We start from the raw sequence: 17,802 nt of genomic DNA on the forward strand, positions 1-17,802 counted from the left end.
TTACCCAAACTGTTTTTCAATGCACAAAAACATTCGCCATCTTCAGCCTGTAGCAACTATAAAAATAGTTTTTGCTATAATTCTCACCTTATTTTCAGTATATCTGTTTTTTGCAGGAACTATGTTTGGTGTCATCTTGCTTGGAGCGGCGCTTAAATTATCACTTCGGGAAGGTTTTGAACTTAATTTGGAAGAAAAAAAGTATCGAAGCGTTTATTCAATTTTCGCGATAAACTTTGGCATCTGGAAGAAATTACCTGAGTTAGAATACATTTCTGTATTTAAGACAATTAAAAATAGCAGGGCACGCGTAATTACCGCTGAAGCAAACTTAGGTTTTGAAGTTTTTAAATTAAACCTGTTCTACGGAAAAAACCGACATATTGAAGCTTATATTAGTGATGAAATTGACGATGCCTTTAATGTTGCTAAACATATTGCAACTGTTTTGGAACTTGACATTCTGGATGCAACAAAACAAGAAAAAGAGTGGATAAATATTACTTCACACTCGTAATTTTATAGACATTTCCATTTAGATTGAACTCATCACCCTTTTTCTTTCCAGAAATAAGCAGACCTACTGGTGAATTTAAAGCAACGCATAGATAATCAGTTTTTCCGATGGAAACCGTACCAATGGAAAGACTGATAAAATAAGTAAACCTATCTGTATAAACCAAACTGCCCAAACGTGCATAATCTGAAGTTGCTTTCACATCAATTTTTTTGAGAAGAGGTACTATTTTTTCAATCTCTTGCAATTGCTTTCCAGCATTTTCGCGGTCTATCTGAAGCATAGCACGGCCAGTTTCGTGCTTGTCACCACTACTACTTTTAGACTCTTCAAGCAAAGATTCCTCAATACCAGTAATGGTCTGTTTAATTTTGGAATAACGGTTGTCAACCTGTTTTTGACAGTGTTGCAGCAATTCAGTTTTAAGTTCTACTGCGGTCATTTTTTCTTTTTCTTTTTAACTTCTTTTGGCTCTTGTTTTTCCAATGTAAAGGGCCCATAATAACGCATTTGGCGAACTATCCATTGTGTTCTTCTTGCTACATAAGATCCCGGCGGATTGGCTTTATAGCGCTGCGGACTCGGTAAAATGGCCGCTATTGCTGCAGCATTTTCTGCCCGTAAATTTTTTGCAGATTTTTTAAACCAATATTGTGAAGCGGCTTCGGCACCAAAAACGCCATTACCCATTTCTATACTATTTAAATATACTTCCAAAATACGTTCTTTGCTCCAAAGTGTTTCAATTAAAAGAGTGAAATACGCCTCCATTCCCTTTCGAAACCACGTTCTTCCCGGCCATAAAAAAGCATTTTTAGCTGTTTGTTGTGAAATGGTGCTTCCACCCCGGAGTTTTTTTCCTTTTTCGTTGTTTTCCAAAGCCTTTTCAATGGCTTCGCGATCAAACCCGCTATGGCTTAAAAAAGTTTGATCTTCGGCACAGATAACCGCCAACTGTAAGTACGGAGAAATTTCTTCAATAGGCACCCAATCGTGTCGTGTTTCGTATTTTTCATCTCCCTCAATAGAACGGATGGCCATCAAGGGCGTATAAGGAACGGGAACAAATTTGTAAATAAGCACCCAAAGCACTGTGAGACCAATAAACCAAAGAAATAGTTTTAAAAGAAATTTGAATAGTTTTTTAATCATATAAAGCCGCTAATTGTTTCCCGATTGAACTGCCAATGGCAACGCCCATCCCACCTAATCTGACGCCACAAAAAATATTTTTTGACACCGTTTTCAGAATTGGTTTTTTTTGATTTCCCATTCCCATTATGCCGCTCCAGCGTTGGTCGATTTCAAAAGATTGGTTTGGTAAAATTACGGTTTTAAGTAATTCCTCCAACTTGTTTTGAACTAATTGTGTTAGTTCCATTTCGGTGGTTTCTTCAGTTTTAAAATTGAGGTTGCGGCCACCGCCAAATAGAATTCTGTTTTCAATATTTCTGAAATAATAATATCCTTTGTCAAGATGAAACGTTCCTCTTATTTGAAGATTTTCAATAGGTTTGGTTACTAAAACTTGTGCTCTAGCTGGTTTCACGTCTTCATCTAAAAATTGTTTTGCAAAACCATTTGTGGCGATAAAAACTTTTTTCACAGATATGTCACACTGAGCTTGTCGAAGTGTTTCCGATGAATTTAGTTGAAGCAAAACAGAATTACCATCATCAGAGATATTTGTGATTTCTGATGAATTCATTATTAAAATGTTTTCTTTCGAAGTTTTTTGGATAAGACCGAGCATCATTTTTCCAGTGTCAATTTGACCTTCAAACCTGCTATAAATTAATTTTTGTTGAATGTTTTTAAACCCGAAATGATTCTCTTTTTCTGAAAATACTTCAGCTTTGAAAATAGGTTTCAACAATTCATTTATAAAACTGATTTTTGACTTGCAGGTTTCAAAAAGCGCTGCATCTTCTTTAGTAAAAAGTTCGTAACCACCGTATTCTTTGTAATCAAGCTGTTGATCTCCCAAAGTATTTCGGAGTAATTTTAAACCTTCAACTCTGTTTTTTACAAGTTGGATAACTTCTTCTTCGGAATGGTTTTTTAGATCATCCAATATTTCAGAAATACTTCCAAAACACGCAAATCCCGCATTTTTGGTACTTGCTCCACTGGGAAGCATGCCGCGCTCAAAAACCACAATTTTACTTTTTGGATGTTTTTTCCGAAGTGAAAGGGCACAGTTCAAACCAACAATTCCGCTGCCTATTACAGCGAAATCGATGTTTGAGAGCCAAGTTTTATGTTCCCAAAAACTTAAATTCATTTTAAAAGAAATTATAGGTCAATATATAAATTACAAAACCAAAAAAGCACCAAGTTCCAAAAAATTATTCTTTGGAAATTGGTGCTTTTAATTTAATATTTAGATGAACTATTCTTCCTCAGGTTCGTTCATTTTAAAGGTGTTCATAAACGCTGTGGTGTAATTTCCAGCTACATAATCCGGCTCGTCCATCAACTGACGGTGAAAAGGAATTGTTGTTTTTATACCTTCAATAACGAACTCGTCCAAAGCACGCTTCATTTTGCTAATGGCTTCTTCGCGGGTTTGTGCGGTTGTAATTAGTTTCGCAATCATAGAATCATAATTCGGCGGAATAGTGTATCCTGCATAAACGTGGGTGTCCAAACGAACTCCATGTCCTCCCGGCGCGTGTAGCACGGTAATTTTACCTGGCGAAGGGCGAAAGTCGTTATACGGATCTTCTGCGTTTATTCTGCATTCTATTGCGTGTAGTTGTGGTGTGTAGTTCTTTCCTGAAATTGGAACACCAGCCGCAACTAAAATTTGCTCACGTATAAGATCGTAATCAATTACCTGTTCAGTAATTGGATGTTCAACTTGAATACGAGTATTCATTTCCATAAAATAAAAATTCCGGTGTTTGTCCACCAAAAATTCAATTGTTCCAGCACCTTCGTATTTAATAAATTCAGCAGCTTTTACAGCAGCTAACCCCATATCGTTCCGAAGTTTTTTCGTCATAAAAGGGCTTGGAGTTTCTTCAGTAAGCTTTTGGTGACGACGCTGAATGGAACAATCGCGTTCACTTAAATGGCAAGCTCTTCCAGTGCTATCGCCCACAATTTGGATTTCAATATGGCGTGGCTCTTCAATGAGTTTTTCCATATACATTCCATCATTTCCGAAGGCTGCAGAAGCTTCTTGACGGGCGCTATCCCAGGCTTTTTTAAGTTCATCTTTTTTCCAAACAGCGCGCATTCCTTTTCCTCCACCACCTGCGGTTGCTTTCAACATTACAGGATAGCCAACTTCTTCAGCCAATTTCTCGCATTTTTCGAAGGATTCTATAATGCCCTCGCTTCCGGGAACGGTTGGCACTCCAGCGGCTCTCATTGTGGCTTTTGCAGAAGCTTTATCGCCCATGCGCTCAATCATTTCAGGAGAAGCGCCTATAAATTTAATGCCGTGCTCTTGACAAATTTTTGAGAATTTGGCGTTTTCTGAAAGAAATCCGTAGCCAGGGTGAATTGCGTCTGCATTAGTAATTTCTGCAGCGGCAATAATGTTTGACATTTTTAGGTAACTCAAGTTACTTGGCGGTGGTCCAATACAAACGGCTTCATCTGCAAAACGAACGTGAAGACTTTCTTCATCGGCTTTTGAATATACAGCTACGGTTTTAATGCCCATTTCTTTGCAGGTGCGAATAATTCGCAGTGCTATTTCGCCCCTATTTGCAATCAATATCTTTTTAAACATAACTTTTCTGAAATATCAAAAAGCAAATTTCAAAATCCAAATATTTTGGATTCTTAAATTTGTTATTTGGGGTTTATATTAAGATGGATCTACTAAGAATAACGGTTGGTCAAATTCTACAGGAGAAGAGTCGTCAACCAAAACTTTAACAATTTTTCCAGAAATTTCACTTTCAATTTCGTTGAAAAGTTTCATTGCCTCAATCACACAAAGTACATCGCCTGTATTTATATGGTCTCCAACTTCAACAAAGATAGGTTTATCTGGGGAAGGTTTTCTGTAAAAGGTACCGATAATTGGTGACTTTATTGTTATCAATTTAGAATCTGCTGCATCAGAAGCAGCTTCAGCTGAGGGAGCGGATTGCTGAGGAGCACCAGTTTGTGGTTGCATTTGCATCTGCGGTTGTGACATTGCAGGTATTTGCTGAATGTATGTTGTTTCTCCTCTACCATCTTCAGAACCTGTTCTGATGGTGATTTTTATGTCGTCTGTTTCAAGTTTTACTTCACTGGCACCACTTTTTGCCACAAACTTGATCAAGTTTTGAATGTCTTTTAAGTCCATATTACACGTATTAATCTTTTGAGTTGGTTAAAAAATTATTTTGAATCGTAGGCCCATTTCAAATAAATGGCGCCCCAAGTAAAGCCTCCACCGAAGGAAGCAAATATCAAGTTATCTCCTTTTTTAAGTTGTTTTTCATAATCAGCCAAACACAGCGGTAATGTTGCAGAAGTAGTATTGCCGTATTTGTGTATGTTCATCATTACTTTTTCCTCGGGAAGTTTCATTCGAGAGGCTGCCGCATCTATAATACGTTTATTTGCTTGATGCGGTACAAGCCAATTTACATCTTCACTTGTTAATTGGTTTCTCTTCATCACTTTTTCGCACACATCAGCCATATTGGAAACTGCGAATTTGAAAACCGTTTTCCCTTCCTGAAAAACGTAGTGTTGTTTATTTGTAACTGTTTCAATTGATGCGGGAAGTAAAGATCCGCCTGCATCAATTTTTAAGAAAGGTCTTCCAATACCGTCAGTGCGTAAATATTCATCTTTTACACCTAAGCCTTCGGTATTTGGTTCAAATAAAACAGCACCGCCCCCGTCACCAAAAATAATGCAGGTAGTTCTGTCTGTATAGTCAATTATGGACGACATTTTATCTGCGCCAATAAGAAGTACTTTTTTATATTTTCCGGATTCAATATACCGAGCTGCAGTGGACATTCCGAAAAGAAAACTGGAACAGGCTGCAACTAAATCATATGAAAATGCATTTACGGCTCCTATTTGTGTAGCAACATAAACTCCAGTTGCTGCAACTGGCATATCTGGCGTTGCTGTGGCCATAATTACCATATCAATTTCAGCAGGGTCTGTGTTGCTTTTTTGAAGAAGATCTTTGGCTGCTTGAATAGCAAGATAGGAGGTGCCTTTGTCTTTATCTTTTAGTATTCTCCTTTCTTTAATTCCGGTTCTTGTGGTAATCCACTCATCGTTGGTATCTACCATTGTTTCCAGAACTTTGTTCGAGAGAACGTAATCTGGAACGTAACTCCCTACAGCGGTAATAGCTGCCGTGATAGTATTCATAAAGCTGAATTAAAATTCACAAAAAAGACCAAAAATCTTTTAAAAAGAGTGAAAATTACTAAATTTTACTTGAAATTCGGCACTAAATAAGTTGTTTTTGACTTTTTTCAAAGTTAAAAACAAAAAAACCCTCACGTTGCGGTGAGAGTTTTGCATTAAAATATATACGATTATGCTTCTACTTGTTCAGTAGCATCAATCACAACTTGACCACGGTAGTACATTTTACCTTCGTGCCAGTGTGCTCTGTGGAAAAGATGCGACTCACCCGTTGTTGGATCTATTGCGATTGTAGGGGCAGTAGCTTTGTAATGCGTTCTTCTCTTATCTCTTCTTGTTTTCGAGATTTTTCTCTTTGGATGTGCCATTGCTATTTATTATTTATCCGTTAATAGTTTTTTTAATGAATCCCATCGGGGATCTGTTTTATCGTCTTCGGGCGCTTCTTCGTCTATCGCCTTCGGACTTAACTCTTCAAGTTTGTCGAGTATATCACTTTTTAATGTGCCGTCTTTTACTCCGGGATGAATTCTTCGTGAAGGCATAGCCAATACAATGGATTCATATATATATTGCTGAATGTTCACTTCATAACTTCCGTGGGGCAGAATGAGTAAATCTTCATTTTCATCATTATACTCCTCACCGAATTTAACTACAAATTTATACGTTCCTGCAATCACTTGATTAAAGGGTTCATTTGTAATATCACACGCAACGTTTACGGTTCCATCAAATGTTAACGTAACCTCAAGCAATGTGCTCATTTTTTCCAGCAATACATCGAGATTAATGGCAGCGTCATTAAATTCGTCATACTCAAAATGCTCAAAGAACGCTTTTTTTAATTCAAAGTTAAACTGGTGTTTGCCTAATTTCAACCCTACAAAAGGGATTGTAAACTCTTTCAAATCCTTCATTTCCACACCTATTTAAGACCTTAACCTTACGGATAAGGCGGGTGCAAAGATAAAAAATTATTTGAATAGCAATTGGTTTTTTTATTTCTTTTTTGAGAAGCCTCTTTTGCGGGAAGTTTGGAGTGGATTTTTTGAAATTTCATCATATTCCTCTCGAGTTTCAAAAATAGAAACAGCACTAAAAACTGCCTCACGGAAAGATTCAAAGTTTGCTTTGTTTTTTCCAGCCAAATCAAACGCGGTACCGTGATCGGGCGAGGTACGAATGCGGTTTAGACCAGCCGTGAAGTTTACACCTTTTCCAAATGCAAGGGTTTTAAATGGCACTAAACCTTGATCGTGGTAAGAAGCGATAATGGCGTCAAAATTTTTATAATTTCCGGATCCAAAAAAGCTGTCAGCAGCATAAGGACCAAAAACCATTTTTCCATTTTTGCGGATATTATCTAACGCGGGACGCAAAAGTGTGTCATCTTCATCGCCGATAACACCATTATCTCCCGTGTGAGGATTGATACCCAAAACTGCAATTTTGGGATTTTGAATTCCAAAATCTTGAATTAAAGTATGATAAATTGTATTTATTTTTTTGTCTATACGTTCTCGTGTAATATTTTTTACAACATCTTTTACTGCAACGTGGTCCGTTAAAAGACCAACGCGAAGATTTTCAGAAATTAAAAGCATCAAACTTTCACCTTCTAGTTCTTGGGCCAAATAATCTGTATGGCCCGGAAAATTGAAACTTTCAGATTGGATGTTGGATTTGTTTATGGGTGCAGTAACTAAAGCGTCAATCTTTTTGTCTTTTAAAGCTGCAACAGCCGCTTTTAAAGATTTTATGGCATATTCGCCGCCAGTTGGAGTTTCTTCACCAAAAGTTACATCAACGTGTTCTTTCCAAACATTAAGTACGTTAATTTTTTTTGGTATAAGATCTTCTATTTTATCAATTCCGTGGAAATTAATATCTGCCTCAAAATGTTTTTTGAAGAAAGACATCAACTTAACCGAAGCAAAAATAACGGGGGTACAGAATTCGAGCATGCGCGAATCTTCAAATGTTTTCAGAATTATTTCGCTTCCAATCCCATTAATATCGCCAATGGAAATACCGACCACTATTTTATCCTCTCTGCTCATTATGTTTGGCTTTTTTAATTGTTACTTTTGCAATACAAATGTAACCAAATACTACAATGTTTACAGGAATTATTGAAACCGTTGGTGAAATAAACCAACTTATACAAGAAGGTGAGAATCTTCAAATAGAAATAAACAGCCCGCTTGCTCAAGAACTAAAAATAGACCAAAGTGTATCGCACAATGGTGTGTGTTTAACTGTTGTTAAAGTAAAAGAAGCGTCTTATGTGGTTACTGCCATTAAAGAGACTTTGGATAAGACTAACCTGAAAAAGCTTAAAAAAGGTTGCTTGATAAATTTAGAAAGAGCCATGAAACTTGGCGACAGGCTGGACGGACATATGGTGCAGGGTCACGTAGACGGGACTGCCATTTGCAATAACATTCAAGATGCAAACGGTAGTTGGATTTTTACATTCGAATATAAAAGCGCGGATTTCAGCACTGTTGAAAAAGGCTCTATTACAGTAAATGGAGTTAGCCTAACGGTAGTTAATTCCAAAAAGGGAGAGTTTAGTGTTGCTATTATTCCTTACACTTTTGAAAACACAAATTTTAAAACAATTGAAAAGGGAAGCGCAGTAAACTTGGAGTTTGATATTATAGGGAAGTATGTAAAAAACCTTATGCAGCCTTATTTATAACTCGAGTTCTTTTATAAATTATATAGATTCCAAATAAAATACCTGCAGCTAGCAGAATCCACAAATCGTTATCTATTGGTAATCCCGGCGCCCGATTTTGAGATGGCGGGGGAGGTCCTTGACTACCAGAGGTAGCTTGAAAAACAAGCAAAATTACATTATAAATAAGTGATGACATGGTTGTTCATTAACGATTTGGGATCGTATTAGTCCGCCTAAAGTAATAATTTTTTTTTATCCTCAAATAAAAAAATGAGTTATTGAATGATTAATAACTCATTTTTAACGTGAAAATTGTATTTTAAATTAGTTTTGCGTTGACTTATTCTTAGCCATTCAAAAAAAGTGGTCCCACATGGGCTCGAACCATGGACCCTCTGATTATGAGTCAGATGCTCTAACCAGCTGAGCTATGGGACCGTTTCTGTTTAAATTTTCCGAGTACCTCATCTTTCTATAGATAACCGGTATTCGAACAAATAACAGGATTGCAAATGTAAAACACTTTACAAATACAGCAAAACTATTTTTACTTATTCTCAATTTCTTGACAAAGCTCTACTAAAACCCCATTTGAGGATTTGGGATGAAGAAATGCCACAAGTTTATTATCTGCCCCTTTTTTTGGAATTTCATTCAACAATACAAAGCCCTCATTACTCAGTCGCTCCATTTCTTTTTTAATGTCCTTTACCGCAAAAGCAATGTGGTGAATTCCCTCGCCCTTTTTTTCAATAAACTTAGCAATAGGACTGTCTGGGCGGGAAGCTTCCAATAACTCAATTTTACTTTCACCACAGCGGAAAAAGGAAGTTTCAACTCCTTCACTTTCTACTTTCTCGCTTTTGTAAGGTGCGCTTCCCAATAAAGCTTCATAAATTTTATTGGCTTCCGAAATGTTCTTTACTGCAATGCCTATATGTTCAATTTTTTCCATAAATAATTCTTGAATGATTCAAAAATACAAACTTAATTCTATTGAATTTCAATAAGCTTGCCGCTTCATTAACATTCCGTACGGTTTTATGTTCTATTTTTGCAGTATGGAAGAAAGTAATAGACAAAAGAAAATTGCGAGTGTTCTGCAAAACGACCTCGCCAACGTGCTTCAAAACATGCTTCGCGAAGCGGGACAATTAAATATTATAATATCAGTAAGCAAAGTAACTGTAACTACAGATCTTTCTATTTCGAAAGTATATGTGAGCGTGTTTCCAGCAGACAAAGCTGATGCAATAGTGATTGAGCTAAACAAATTAAAGCCCAATATAAAACATCAAATTGCGCAACTTACCAAGAATCAACTTCGTAAAATGCCAGATCTCTCCTTTTATAACGATGACTCTTTGGAGTACATTGAAAAAATAGACAAGGCTGTAAAAGGTGAAGATAACCCTTTAAAAAATCCAGATTTACTTCCGAAAAGAAAAAAATCATAACTTGAACTTTTCGCTCTACATCGCCAAACGCTATTTGTTTTCAAAAAGCAGCAATAATGCCATCAATATTATTACAGGTATTGCGGCAATTGGCGTAGTGGTAGGGGCTATGTCATTATTTATAGTACTTTCGGGTTTTTCGGGGTTGAAGGATTTCAGTCTTCAGTTTACAAACGAATTTGATAGCGATTTAAAAATACTTCCAGAAAGCGGAAAGACACTTGTTTTTTCAGAAGCACAAAGAAAACAACTGAAAAATGTTGAAGGGATAGGAAATTTTTCAGAAATAATTGAGGAGCGTGTTTTTCTTCATTACAAAGGAAAAAACCACATTGCATATATTAAAGGCGTGGATTCACTTTATGGAAAAGTGAACCAACTAGACAGTATAATGTATTTTGGAAAATGGTTCGTTCCCGGCGAACATCAAGTGGTTGTTGGGCTTTCCACAATTGCAAAACTATCGATGGGCGTGAATGATTATTCAAATTTGCTGGAAATTTACGTTCCAAAACCTGGAACGGGGCAACTTAATGCATTAGATCCCACCGATGCTTTCAGCAAAGAAAATGTAGTGGTTTCGGGAGTGTATCAAGTAAACGAGGATTTGGATTCGAAATACGTTTTTTCCGATTTGGAATTTGCACGAAACCTTTTGTCATTGGATAGTTCAAAAATTTCCTCTGTGGAAATAAAATTGTTGCCAAATTCTTCCGAAGAAAATGTGCGCAACGAAATTGAAAAAATCTTTCCAACGGGAATTCTTATTAAAAACCGTATCCAGCAAAACGATGCCCTTTACAAAATGCTGAATACCGAAAACATCGCGGTTTATTTAATATTCACTTTGGTTTTAATTATTGCGCTTTTCAACGTTATCGGTTCTATAATTATGATGGTTTTGGACAAGCGAAAAAACATAAAAACACTTTACAATATGGGTGCTTCGCTTCCTGAAATACGCCGTATCTTTTTCTTGCAGGGAACGCTAATGACTGTGTTGGGCGGACTTTTGGGGATATTCTTAGGAATTCTTGCAGTGTTGGCGCAACTAAAATTTGAATTTGTAGCTATCACCAGCACGCTGCCATATCCCGTTAAACTGAAACTTATAAACGTTGTGGTTGTTTTTGTAACAATAAGTGTTTTAGGACTTATTGCCTCAAAAATTGCATCAAGTAGAGTCCGGGAAAAACTGTTGTTTTAAACTGAAAAAGAAGCATGATTTTAATTTCCGCGCGCTATTTTAAACAATAAGAAATTCGGGATTTGCTCCCAAACTCACCAATGCTTCACAAATCTCTTCCGTAAATTTTTTAGGGCCGCAAACATAAAAGCGCGAGTTAAAATCCCCAATAGTTTCTATAAGAAATTTACGGTCAATTCTGCGTTCTCTAAAACCAATTACTCCTTCTTGGGTGAACACATTTCTGTAGGCCGGTCCCAACATATTTGTCAATTCATCGTCTAAAATTATGTCCTCCTTGGTTTTATTAGAATACAATAACGCGAGATTTCTCAAATTTCCACTCTCAAAAAGTGCTCTAAATATTGCAATAAACGGTGTGATACCTGTACCCCCAGCTATAAATATACCAGGCCCTTTATATTTAATCGTACCGTATACATCGTGAAGTAACAGCTCATCACCTGTACTGAGTCTGCCCATTTGTGAGGTAACGCCTTTGTGGTCTTCATAAATTTTGACTATAAATTCTAAGTGGTCCCAATGCTGTAGCGAAGTAAACGTAAACGGACGGATCTGGTCCTTCCAGTTCGGCAAATTGATGGATATATGTGCTGATTGTCCCGGAGTATAAGTAAACTCCGGTGGCTTTTCTAATACAAAGCGCTTAACGTTATGAGTAATGAAATAAGTGTTGAGAATTTTGAGCCGCTGCATCGCGTTTATTTTAGGTATAAAGGTAGACAGGATTTTTTATAATACCACCTATAGGAAAAGACTCTTATTACCCAATTATTCAGAAACTGAATAAACACGAAGGGGAGAATCGTAATTTTATAATAGTAAACAATCTTAACTTTACTGTTTTAAAATCTTACTGAGCAAACTCATAATCTCCAAAAATCTCCAAAACCTCATCAAAGGCTTCAAAAACAGAGGCGGAATCATCGCTTGTTACCATTTTCATCCGGTATTCCTTAAAGTTTGGAATTCCTTTAAAATAGTTGGTGTAATGGCGGCGGGTTTCAAAAACGCCCAGCGTTTCACCTTTCCAATCTATCGCCATTTGCAAGTGGCGTTTGGCGGCTTCTACGCGTTCTTGCATTGTTGGTGGCGGTAAATGCTCACCAGTTTTAAAATAGTGTTTCACTTCCTTAAAAAACCACGGATAACCAATGCTGGCACGACCTATCATTGCACCGTCCAAACCGTATTTGTCGCGCATTTCCATCGCTTTTTCGGGAGTATCCACATCGCCATTTCCAAAGATTGGAATGTGCATTCGCGGATTATTTTTTACATCTGCAATGGGCTTCCAATCTGCATCGCCTTTATACATTTGGGCACGTGTACGGCCGTGAATAGAAAGTGCTTGACAGCCTACATCTTGCAAACGTTCGGCAACTTCTATAATTTTAATAGAATCGTGATCCCAACCCAATCGGGTTTTTACGGTTACTGGCAATTTTGTGTGCTTTACCATAGCTTCGGTTAGGCTAACCATTAAATCGATATCTTTCAAAATTCCTGCGCCCGCACCTTTACTAACTACTTTTTTTACAGGACAGCCAAAGTTAATATCAATCATATCTGGGCCGCTGGCTTCAACAATTTCTACACTGCGAAGCATAGATTCTAAAACAGCGCCAAAAATTTGGATTCCCACGGGACGTTCCTTTTCGTAAATATCTAGCTTCATCACACTTTTGGCGGCATCGCGAATAAGCCCTTCGGAAGAGATAAATTCAGTAAATACCACATCGGCACCCTGCTCTTTGCAAAGCGCGCGAAACGGTGGGTCGCTAACGTCTTCCATAGGTGCAAGCAGCAATGGAAAATCGGGCAGTTGTATGTTTCCTATTTTTGGCAATTCTTTTATTTTGGAAATGCAAAAGTAGTGAATATCAATAAAATTAAGATGGATACTTAAATCTTGGTGAAATAAAAAAAAATTATTCATCTCCCAATCTATCACCTTCGTCGATATTTATATTCTTTTTGTTGTCCCGAAGTCTGGCATTTCCAAGATTGTATTTGAATCCGATACGGAAAAGTCTATTCTCCTGATTTACCAAAAACTGATTGTCTTGATTGTAATATTTTGTTGTAGAAGCAACATTGTTGAGCGTATTAAAAATATCATCCACACCTACCGTTAAACTTGCCCGTTTATCCCAAAATTCTTTTCTAAAGGAAATATTTACAAAACTCTGATTTTTAAAATATCTGTTTCCGAAGACAAAATTTGATATATAAAGGGCGGTAATATCAGCGGTAAATGACCGATCTTTTGAAAGAGTAAAGTTATTATAGGTTTGAAGGTATTGCCCAAAAGTATCGTTGGTATAAGCATCCTGAGAACTTTCCAAAGCGTTAAATTTATTTGATAAATAGTAAGAAGAAGTAGATAGGTGAAAATACCACCACGAAGTAAGGGAACTATAGAAACCGATATCAAAACTGTACTGATATTCATTGACTAAATTATCATACACACTTCGTAAAGTGCTATTCTCATTATTCTGAAAAGATAAACTACCCAATCCGTTTTTTATATTTTCATAATATAAATCAAAGAACCATTTGTTTTTATGGGAGTAACTTAATGTGATTTTATCCTTTATAGACGGAACTAAGTGTGGATTTCCAGCGATAAAGTTATTTTCGGTAATGAAATATTTAAAAGGATTTAAACTTTCATATCGCGGTCTGTGGATGCTACGGTTGTAGCCAATGCCAATACTGTTGTTATCATTAATATTATAATTTACAGATGCGGAAGGAAAAATTTCAAAATATGTTTGGGTATTCACTTCGCCCACAGTGCGTGAAATGCCATTAATATCTGTATATTCTCCTCTAATTCCTGCGGTAATGCTCCACTTTTCCCACTCTTTTTCATAATTTATATACTCTGCATAAATGTTTTCTTTGTAATTAAAGTTATCTGATAGTGCATCGTTGAAAGTATCAATATTGTTTTCGGTATCAAAGAAGTTAATTTTGCTTTCAGTATCGATATTGCTGAATTTAAAACCCGCGGTAAATGTACCTTCCCATAAATTTGCGGAAACATCTGTTTGCCCAGTAAAAATATTGCTATTCTGTGCTGAGTTGGTGAAAAAACTATTATTCCTCAAAAAGTCGTTGTCTGGCAAAAAGTAATCGGAACTAACGCTTTGGTCTTGTCTATGATTGTAATAAATATAATTGGCGGCCGCAGAGAGAGTCGCGCCATTATCGTTTAATTTTCTTTGATAGTCCAAGGCAAAAGCCAAATTATCTTTCTTGTAATTCACCTCGCTCAGTGTAGTGTTTATGGAGTCTAATTGTTTCTGGGGGTTATAGATATAAGCATGCCCATTATTGTGATATGTATTGTCAGGAGCCATAGAAATGTTTGATGTCAGGCTAAGTGAATTTTTATCATCTAGGGTAAAATCCAAAACTAGATTTCCAGTGTGATTTTCTGAGTTAGTGGTGCGATTAAAATATGTTTCCCAAATTGATTTTGTGGAAACCTCATCAGGTTTAAAATATCGAATATAGCTTTCGTCTTCCTTATACTGTTTATTGGTATTGTAATTATAGCTGGCATACAGGTTCAGCCAGTTGTTTTTGTAAAAATGCGATGTCCCAAAACTGTATTTTGGATAAATTCCTTGGGTGTATGTAGTGTTTAAAGAACCTTTATAGCCTATTGAAATTGGTTTAGAAGTAATAATGTTTAATACGGTTGCAGCGTCGGCATCATACTTGGCGGTTGGGTTTGTAATAACCTCAATCGATTTAATATTGGCGGCATCAGTATTTTCCAAAAGGGATGTAACTTCCGCGGCAGAAAGATAAACGCGCTTTCCATTGATATAGGTTACTGGAGAAGAAAATTTTATTTGTATATTTTCTCCAATTACAACAACTCCCGGTGTTTTTTTTAAAAGATCCATTGTGCTCCCAACGGAAAGTGAAGTGTTTTCAACATTGAAAACCAGTTTTCCGGTAGTTTTTTTGATAGTTGGGAGTTTTGCGGTTACTACTGTTTCACCCAGCGTCTCAGAACTTTCCTTTAAAACAATATTACCCAAATTTTTATTTGAAGAAAGTTCAATGGTTTGTTCAGTGTTCTCAAAACCTATATAACTAAAGTTGAGTTTATAGGTCCCGGCCACCAAACCTTTAAATATGAAAGAACCATCTTCATCAGTAGTTGTTCCTTGAGAAGGAGTTTCAGCATCGGCTTTATAGACCAAAACATTTACAAAAGATAATGGTAATTGTGACGCATCAGTAACCCTCCCAGAAATATTGAGGTTCTGCGCTATCATAATACCGCCGCAAAGGCAGCAGAATAGAGTAAAAAGTCTTTTCATAACATAAGTAGATATCTGGGGAGGCACCAGTTACTATATTTTTTATCTGGGGAGAAAACAAATTAACATAGTTGAAATACAGTAATACTATACAAATATGTTAAAAAAATATTAAATTAAGAAACTCTTTATGTAAATATTTTGCTCCAAATAATCATAAACCATTTAATCACTCTTTTAATCTATATTTGCAAATTGTAGCACGAGAAGGAATTTTTATGAAGAACATCCGAAATTTTTGCATTATTGCCCATATTGACCACGGTAAAAGTACCTTGGCAGATCGTCTTTTAGATGCCACTGGTACAGTGACCGATCGCGAAAAACAAAATCAACTGCTAGACAGTATGGATTTGGAACGTGAGCGCGGAATCACTATTAAGAGCCACGCCATACAGATGGAATATGTTTATAAAGGCGAAAATTATATTCTTAACTTAATCGATACTCCCGGCCACGTTGATTTTTCATATGAAGTATCCCGTTCCATTGCCGCTTGCGAAGGCGCCCTTTTAATAGTTGACGCTGCGCAGAGTATTCAAGCACAGACCATTTCAAACCTTTACTTGGCTTTGGAAAACGATTTAGAAATAATTCCAGTTTTGAACAAAGTTGATCTTCCGTCTGCAAATATAGAGGAAGTAACCGATGATATTGTAGATCTTTTAGGCTGCAAACCTGAGGAAGTAATTCCCGCAAGTGCCAAAACCGGCATTGGTATTGACGAAATATTGAGCGCTATTATTGAGCGCATTCCTCCGCCAAAAGGAAATCCTGAAGAATCTTTACAAGCACTTATTTTTGATTCTGTTTACAATCCTTTCCGCGGTGTTGAAACTTATTTTAGAGTTCTTAATGGCGAAATACGAAAAGGACAGCACATTAAATTTATGGCCACGGGAAAAAGCTATTACGCCGATGAAGTGGGAACTTTGAGACTGAAACAATTTCCAAGAGATGTAATTAAAACTGGCGATGTAGGTTACTTAATTACTGGAATTAAAGAAGCCAAAGAAGTAAAAGTTGGTGATACTATTACAGATTCTAAAAGCCCAACTGTAAATATGATTGCAGGTTTTGAAGACGTAAAACCAATGGTTTTTGCTGGAATCTACCCTGTTGATACCGAAGATTATGAAGAGTTGCGAAGCTCGATGGAAAAATTGCAATTAAACGATGCTTCCCTGGTTTTCATTCCAGAAAGCTCTGCGGCACTTGGTTTTGGTTTCCGTTGTGGATTTTTGGGGATGCTTCACTTAGAAATTATTCAAGAAAGATTGGAAAGAGAGTTTGATATGACAGTAATTACTACTGTTCCAAACGTTTCTTATCACGCCTTTTCTAACAAAGATCCAGAAACACCTATTTTGGTAAACAATCCTTCAGATTTACCAGATCCTTCAAAAATTAATCGTGTGGAGGAACCTTATATTAAGGCTACAATCATCACAAAATCAGATTACGTTGGTTCCGTTATGTCACTTTGTATTGAAAAAAGAGGCGAAATCACCAACCAAACATATTTAACCACCGAAAGGGTTGAACTTACTTTTGATATGCCTTTGGCAGAAATTGTCTTTGACTTTTATGATAGGCTAAAAACAGTTTCAAAAGGATATGCATCCTTTGATTATTCTCCTATTGGAATGCGGATGTCCCATCTTGTTAAAGTAGATGTTTTACTCAACGGAAACATTGTTGATGCGCTTTCGGCACTGCTTCACAGAGATAATGCTTATGATATTGGGAAGAGAATTTGTGAAAAACTACGTGAGCTTATACCAAGGCAACAGTTTGATATTCCAATTCAAGCGGCCATCGGTGCTAAAATCATTTCACGTGAAACCGTAAAAGCACTTCGGAAAGACGTTACCGCAAAATGTTACGGTGGTGATATTTCGAGAAAACGTAAGCTATTGGAAAAGCAGAAAAAAGGAAAGAAACGTATGCGCCAAGTGGGGAATGTTGAAATTCCGCAGGAAGCATTTATGGCTGTGCTTAAATTGAACGATTAATATTGAAAAAGCCCCAATAATTTGGGGCTTTTTTTTGTAGAGTTGAATTGTTAAGAACAATTCAAGCCACTTAAAATAATTTCATAACTACTGCCTCCTCCGCAATCAGAATCAATGTAGCTTTGAATTAAGCTTCGGTAGTCTTCACAATTACTGGTTGTTGGGTTTTCAATATAAACCGAAGCAGCAGCATTAATATCTTCAATCCTTTCTTCACAGCTT

The 17,802-nt window shown here is 36.7% G+C and carries 19 protein-coding genes and 1 tRNA gene; 5 read left to right on the forward strand and 15 right to left on the reverse strand.

Annotated features, from left to right (window positions below; all coding sequences use genetic code 11):
• The first annotated feature begins 19 nt into the window (after positions 1-19).
• Positions 20-517 (forward strand): hypothetical protein, encoded by a 498-nt coding sequence (locus AEQU1_RS02095; RefSeq protein WP_111878399.1) that lies wholly within the window; start codon positions 20-22, stop codon positions 515-517.
• Here AEQU1_RS02095 and AEQU1_RS02100 read toward each other — a convergent pair.
• From AEQU1_RS02100 to pdxA, 9 genes are all read right to left on the reverse strand, one after another.
• The gene (locus AEQU1_RS02100; protein ID WP_111878400.1) at positions 501-959 is read right to left on the reverse strand and encodes a 3-oxoacyl-ACP synthase; all 459 of its coding nucleotides are present in this window, start codon (positions 957-959) and stop codon (positions 501-503) included. The genes AEQU1_RS02095 and AEQU1_RS02100 overlap by 17 nt on opposite strands.
• Entirely contained in the window at positions 956-1,669 is a 714-nt protein-coding gene (mtgA, locus tag AEQU1_RS02105) for a monofunctional biosynthetic peptidoglycan transglycosylase (protein WP_111878402.1), read from the reverse strand. The genes AEQU1_RS02100 and mtgA overlap by 4 nt, the downstream gene beginning before the upstream one ends.
• Positions 1,662-2,801 (reverse strand): FAD-binding oxidoreductase, encoded by a 1,140-nt coding sequence (locus AEQU1_RS02110; RefSeq protein WP_111878403.1) that lies wholly within the window; start codon positions 2,799-2,801, stop codon positions 1,662-1,664. The genes mtgA and AEQU1_RS02110 overlap by 8 nt, the downstream gene beginning before the upstream one ends.
• Before the next feature lie 108 nt (positions 2,802-2,909).
• Positions 2,910-4,262 carry an acetyl-CoA carboxylase biotin carboxylase subunit gene (gene accC, locus AEQU1_RS02115; RefSeq protein ID WP_111878404.1) on the reverse strand — a complete coding sequence of 451 codons (1,353 nt, stop codon included), beginning with the start codon at positions 4,260-4,262 and terminating at the stop codon, positions 2,910-2,912.
• 78 nt (positions 4,263-4,340) lie between these two features.
• Positions 4,341-4,829, reverse strand: coding sequence for an acetyl-CoA carboxylase biotin carboxyl carrier protein (accB, locus tag AEQU1_RS02120; protein WP_111878406.1), 489 nt, complete (start codon positions 4,827-4,829; stop codon positions 4,341-4,343).
• Between the two features lie 35 nt (positions 4,830-4,864).
• Positions 4,865-5,863 (reverse strand): beta-ketoacyl-ACP synthase III, encoded by a 999-nt coding sequence (locus tag AEQU1_RS02125; RefSeq protein WP_111878407.1) that lies wholly within the window; start codon positions 5,861-5,863, stop codon positions 4,865-4,867.
• Between the two features lie 170 nt (positions 5,864-6,033).
• The gene (gene rpmF / locus AEQU1_RS02130; protein ID WP_111815263.1) at positions 6,034-6,231 is read right to left on the reverse strand and encodes a 50S ribosomal protein L32; all 198 of its coding nucleotides are present in this window, start codon (positions 6,229-6,231) and stop codon (positions 6,034-6,036) included.
• Between the two features lie 9 nt (positions 6,232-6,240).
• On the reverse strand, positions 6,241-6,783 hold the full coding sequence (locus AEQU1_RS02135) for a DUF177 domain-containing protein (RefSeq protein WP_111878409.1): 543 nt from the start codon (positions 6,781-6,783) through the stop codon (positions 6,241-6,243).
• An 81-nt stretch (positions 6,784-6,864) separates the two neighbouring features.
• The gene (gene pdxA / locus AEQU1_RS02140; RefSeq protein ID WP_111878411.1) at positions 6,865-7,926 is read right to left on the reverse strand and encodes a 4-hydroxythreonine-4-phosphate dehydrogenase PdxA; all 1,062 of its coding nucleotides are present in this window, start codon (positions 7,924-7,926) and stop codon (positions 6,865-6,867) included.
• 56 nt (positions 7,927-7,982) lie between these two features.
• Here pdxA and AEQU1_RS02145 point away from each other — a divergent pair, with 56 nt between their 5' ends.
• The gene (locus tag AEQU1_RS02145) at positions 7,983-8,570 is read left to right on the forward strand and encodes a riboflavin synthase (protein ID WP_111878412.1); all 588 of its coding nucleotides are present in this window, start codon (positions 7,983-7,985) and stop codon (positions 8,568-8,570) included.
• Here AEQU1_RS02145 and AEQU1_RS16410 read toward each other — a convergent pair.
• From AEQU1_RS16410 to mce, 3 genes are all read right to left on the reverse strand, one after another.
• Entirely contained in the window at positions 8,551-8,748 is a 198-nt protein-coding gene (locus AEQU1_RS16410; RefSeq protein WP_111878414.1) for a PID-CTERM protein-sorting domain-containing protein, read from the reverse strand. The two genes, AEQU1_RS02145 and AEQU1_RS16410, sit on opposite strands and share 20 nt — an antisense overlap.
• A gap of 168 nt (positions 8,749-8,916) precedes the next feature.
• Positions 8,917-8,990, reverse strand: a tRNA-Ile gene (locus AEQU1_RS02150).
• Positions 8,991-9,099: 109 nt separating this feature from the next.
• A complete protein-coding gene (mce, locus tag AEQU1_RS02155; protein WP_111878415.1) occupies positions 9,100-9,507 on the reverse strand; it encodes a methylmalonyl-CoA epimerase in 408 nt (135 codons plus the stop codon).
• Positions 9,508-9,595: 88 nt separating this feature from the next.
• Here mce and rbfA point away from each other — a divergent pair, with 88 nt between their 5' ends.
• Both rbfA and AEQU1_RS02165 read left to right on the forward strand, forming a co-directional pair.
• The gene (gene rbfA, locus AEQU1_RS02160) at positions 9,596-10,009 is read left to right on the forward strand and encodes a 30S ribosome-binding factor RbfA (protein ID WP_111878417.1); all 414 of its coding nucleotides are present in this window, start codon (positions 9,596-9,598) and stop codon (positions 10,007-10,009) included.
• A gap of 1 nt (position 10,010) precedes the next feature.
• Complete coding sequence (locus AEQU1_RS02165) at positions 10,011-11,216, forward strand: FtsX-like permease family protein (RefSeq protein WP_111878419.1); 1,206 nt, start codon at positions 10,011-10,013, stop codon at positions 11,214-11,216.
• Between the two features lie 39 nt (positions 11,217-11,255).
• On the opposite strand, the gene AEQU1_RS02170 is transcribed toward AEQU1_RS02165, so the two are convergent.
• From AEQU1_RS02170 to AEQU1_RS02180, 3 genes are all read right to left on the reverse strand, one after another.
• Positions 11,256-11,912, reverse strand: a complete 657-nt coding sequence (locus AEQU1_RS02170) for an FAD-binding oxidoreductase (RefSeq protein ID WP_258455097.1) — start codon at positions 11,910-11,912, stop codon at positions 11,256-11,258.
• Positions 11,913-12,069: 157 nt separating this feature from the next.
• Positions 12,070-13,065 carry a tRNA dihydrouridine synthase DusB gene (gene dusB, locus AEQU1_RS02175; RefSeq protein WP_111879029.1) on the reverse strand — a complete coding sequence of 332 codons (996 nt, stop codon included), beginning with the start codon at positions 13,063-13,065 and terminating at the stop codon, positions 12,070-12,072.
• 82 nt (positions 13,066-13,147) lie between these two features.
• Complete coding sequence (locus AEQU1_RS02180; RefSeq protein ID WP_111878422.1) at positions 13,148-15,565, reverse strand: TonB-dependent receptor domain-containing protein; 2,418 nt, start codon at positions 15,563-15,565, stop codon at positions 13,148-13,150.
• A 218-nt stretch (positions 15,566-15,783) separates the two neighbouring features.
• On the opposite strand from AEQU1_RS02180, the gene lepA reads away from it, so the two are divergent.
• Complete coding sequence (gene lepA, locus AEQU1_RS02185) at positions 15,784-17,580, forward strand: translation elongation factor 4 (protein ID WP_111878424.1); 1,797 nt, start codon at positions 15,784-15,786, stop codon at positions 17,578-17,580.
• Positions 17,581-17,802 lie beyond the last annotated feature (222 nt).

It is taken from the genome of Aequorivita sp. CIP111184, from assembly GCF_900489465.1.
Taxonomy (GTDB): domain Bacteria; phylum Bacteroidota; class Bacteroidia; order Flavobacteriales; family Flavobacteriaceae; genus Aequorivita.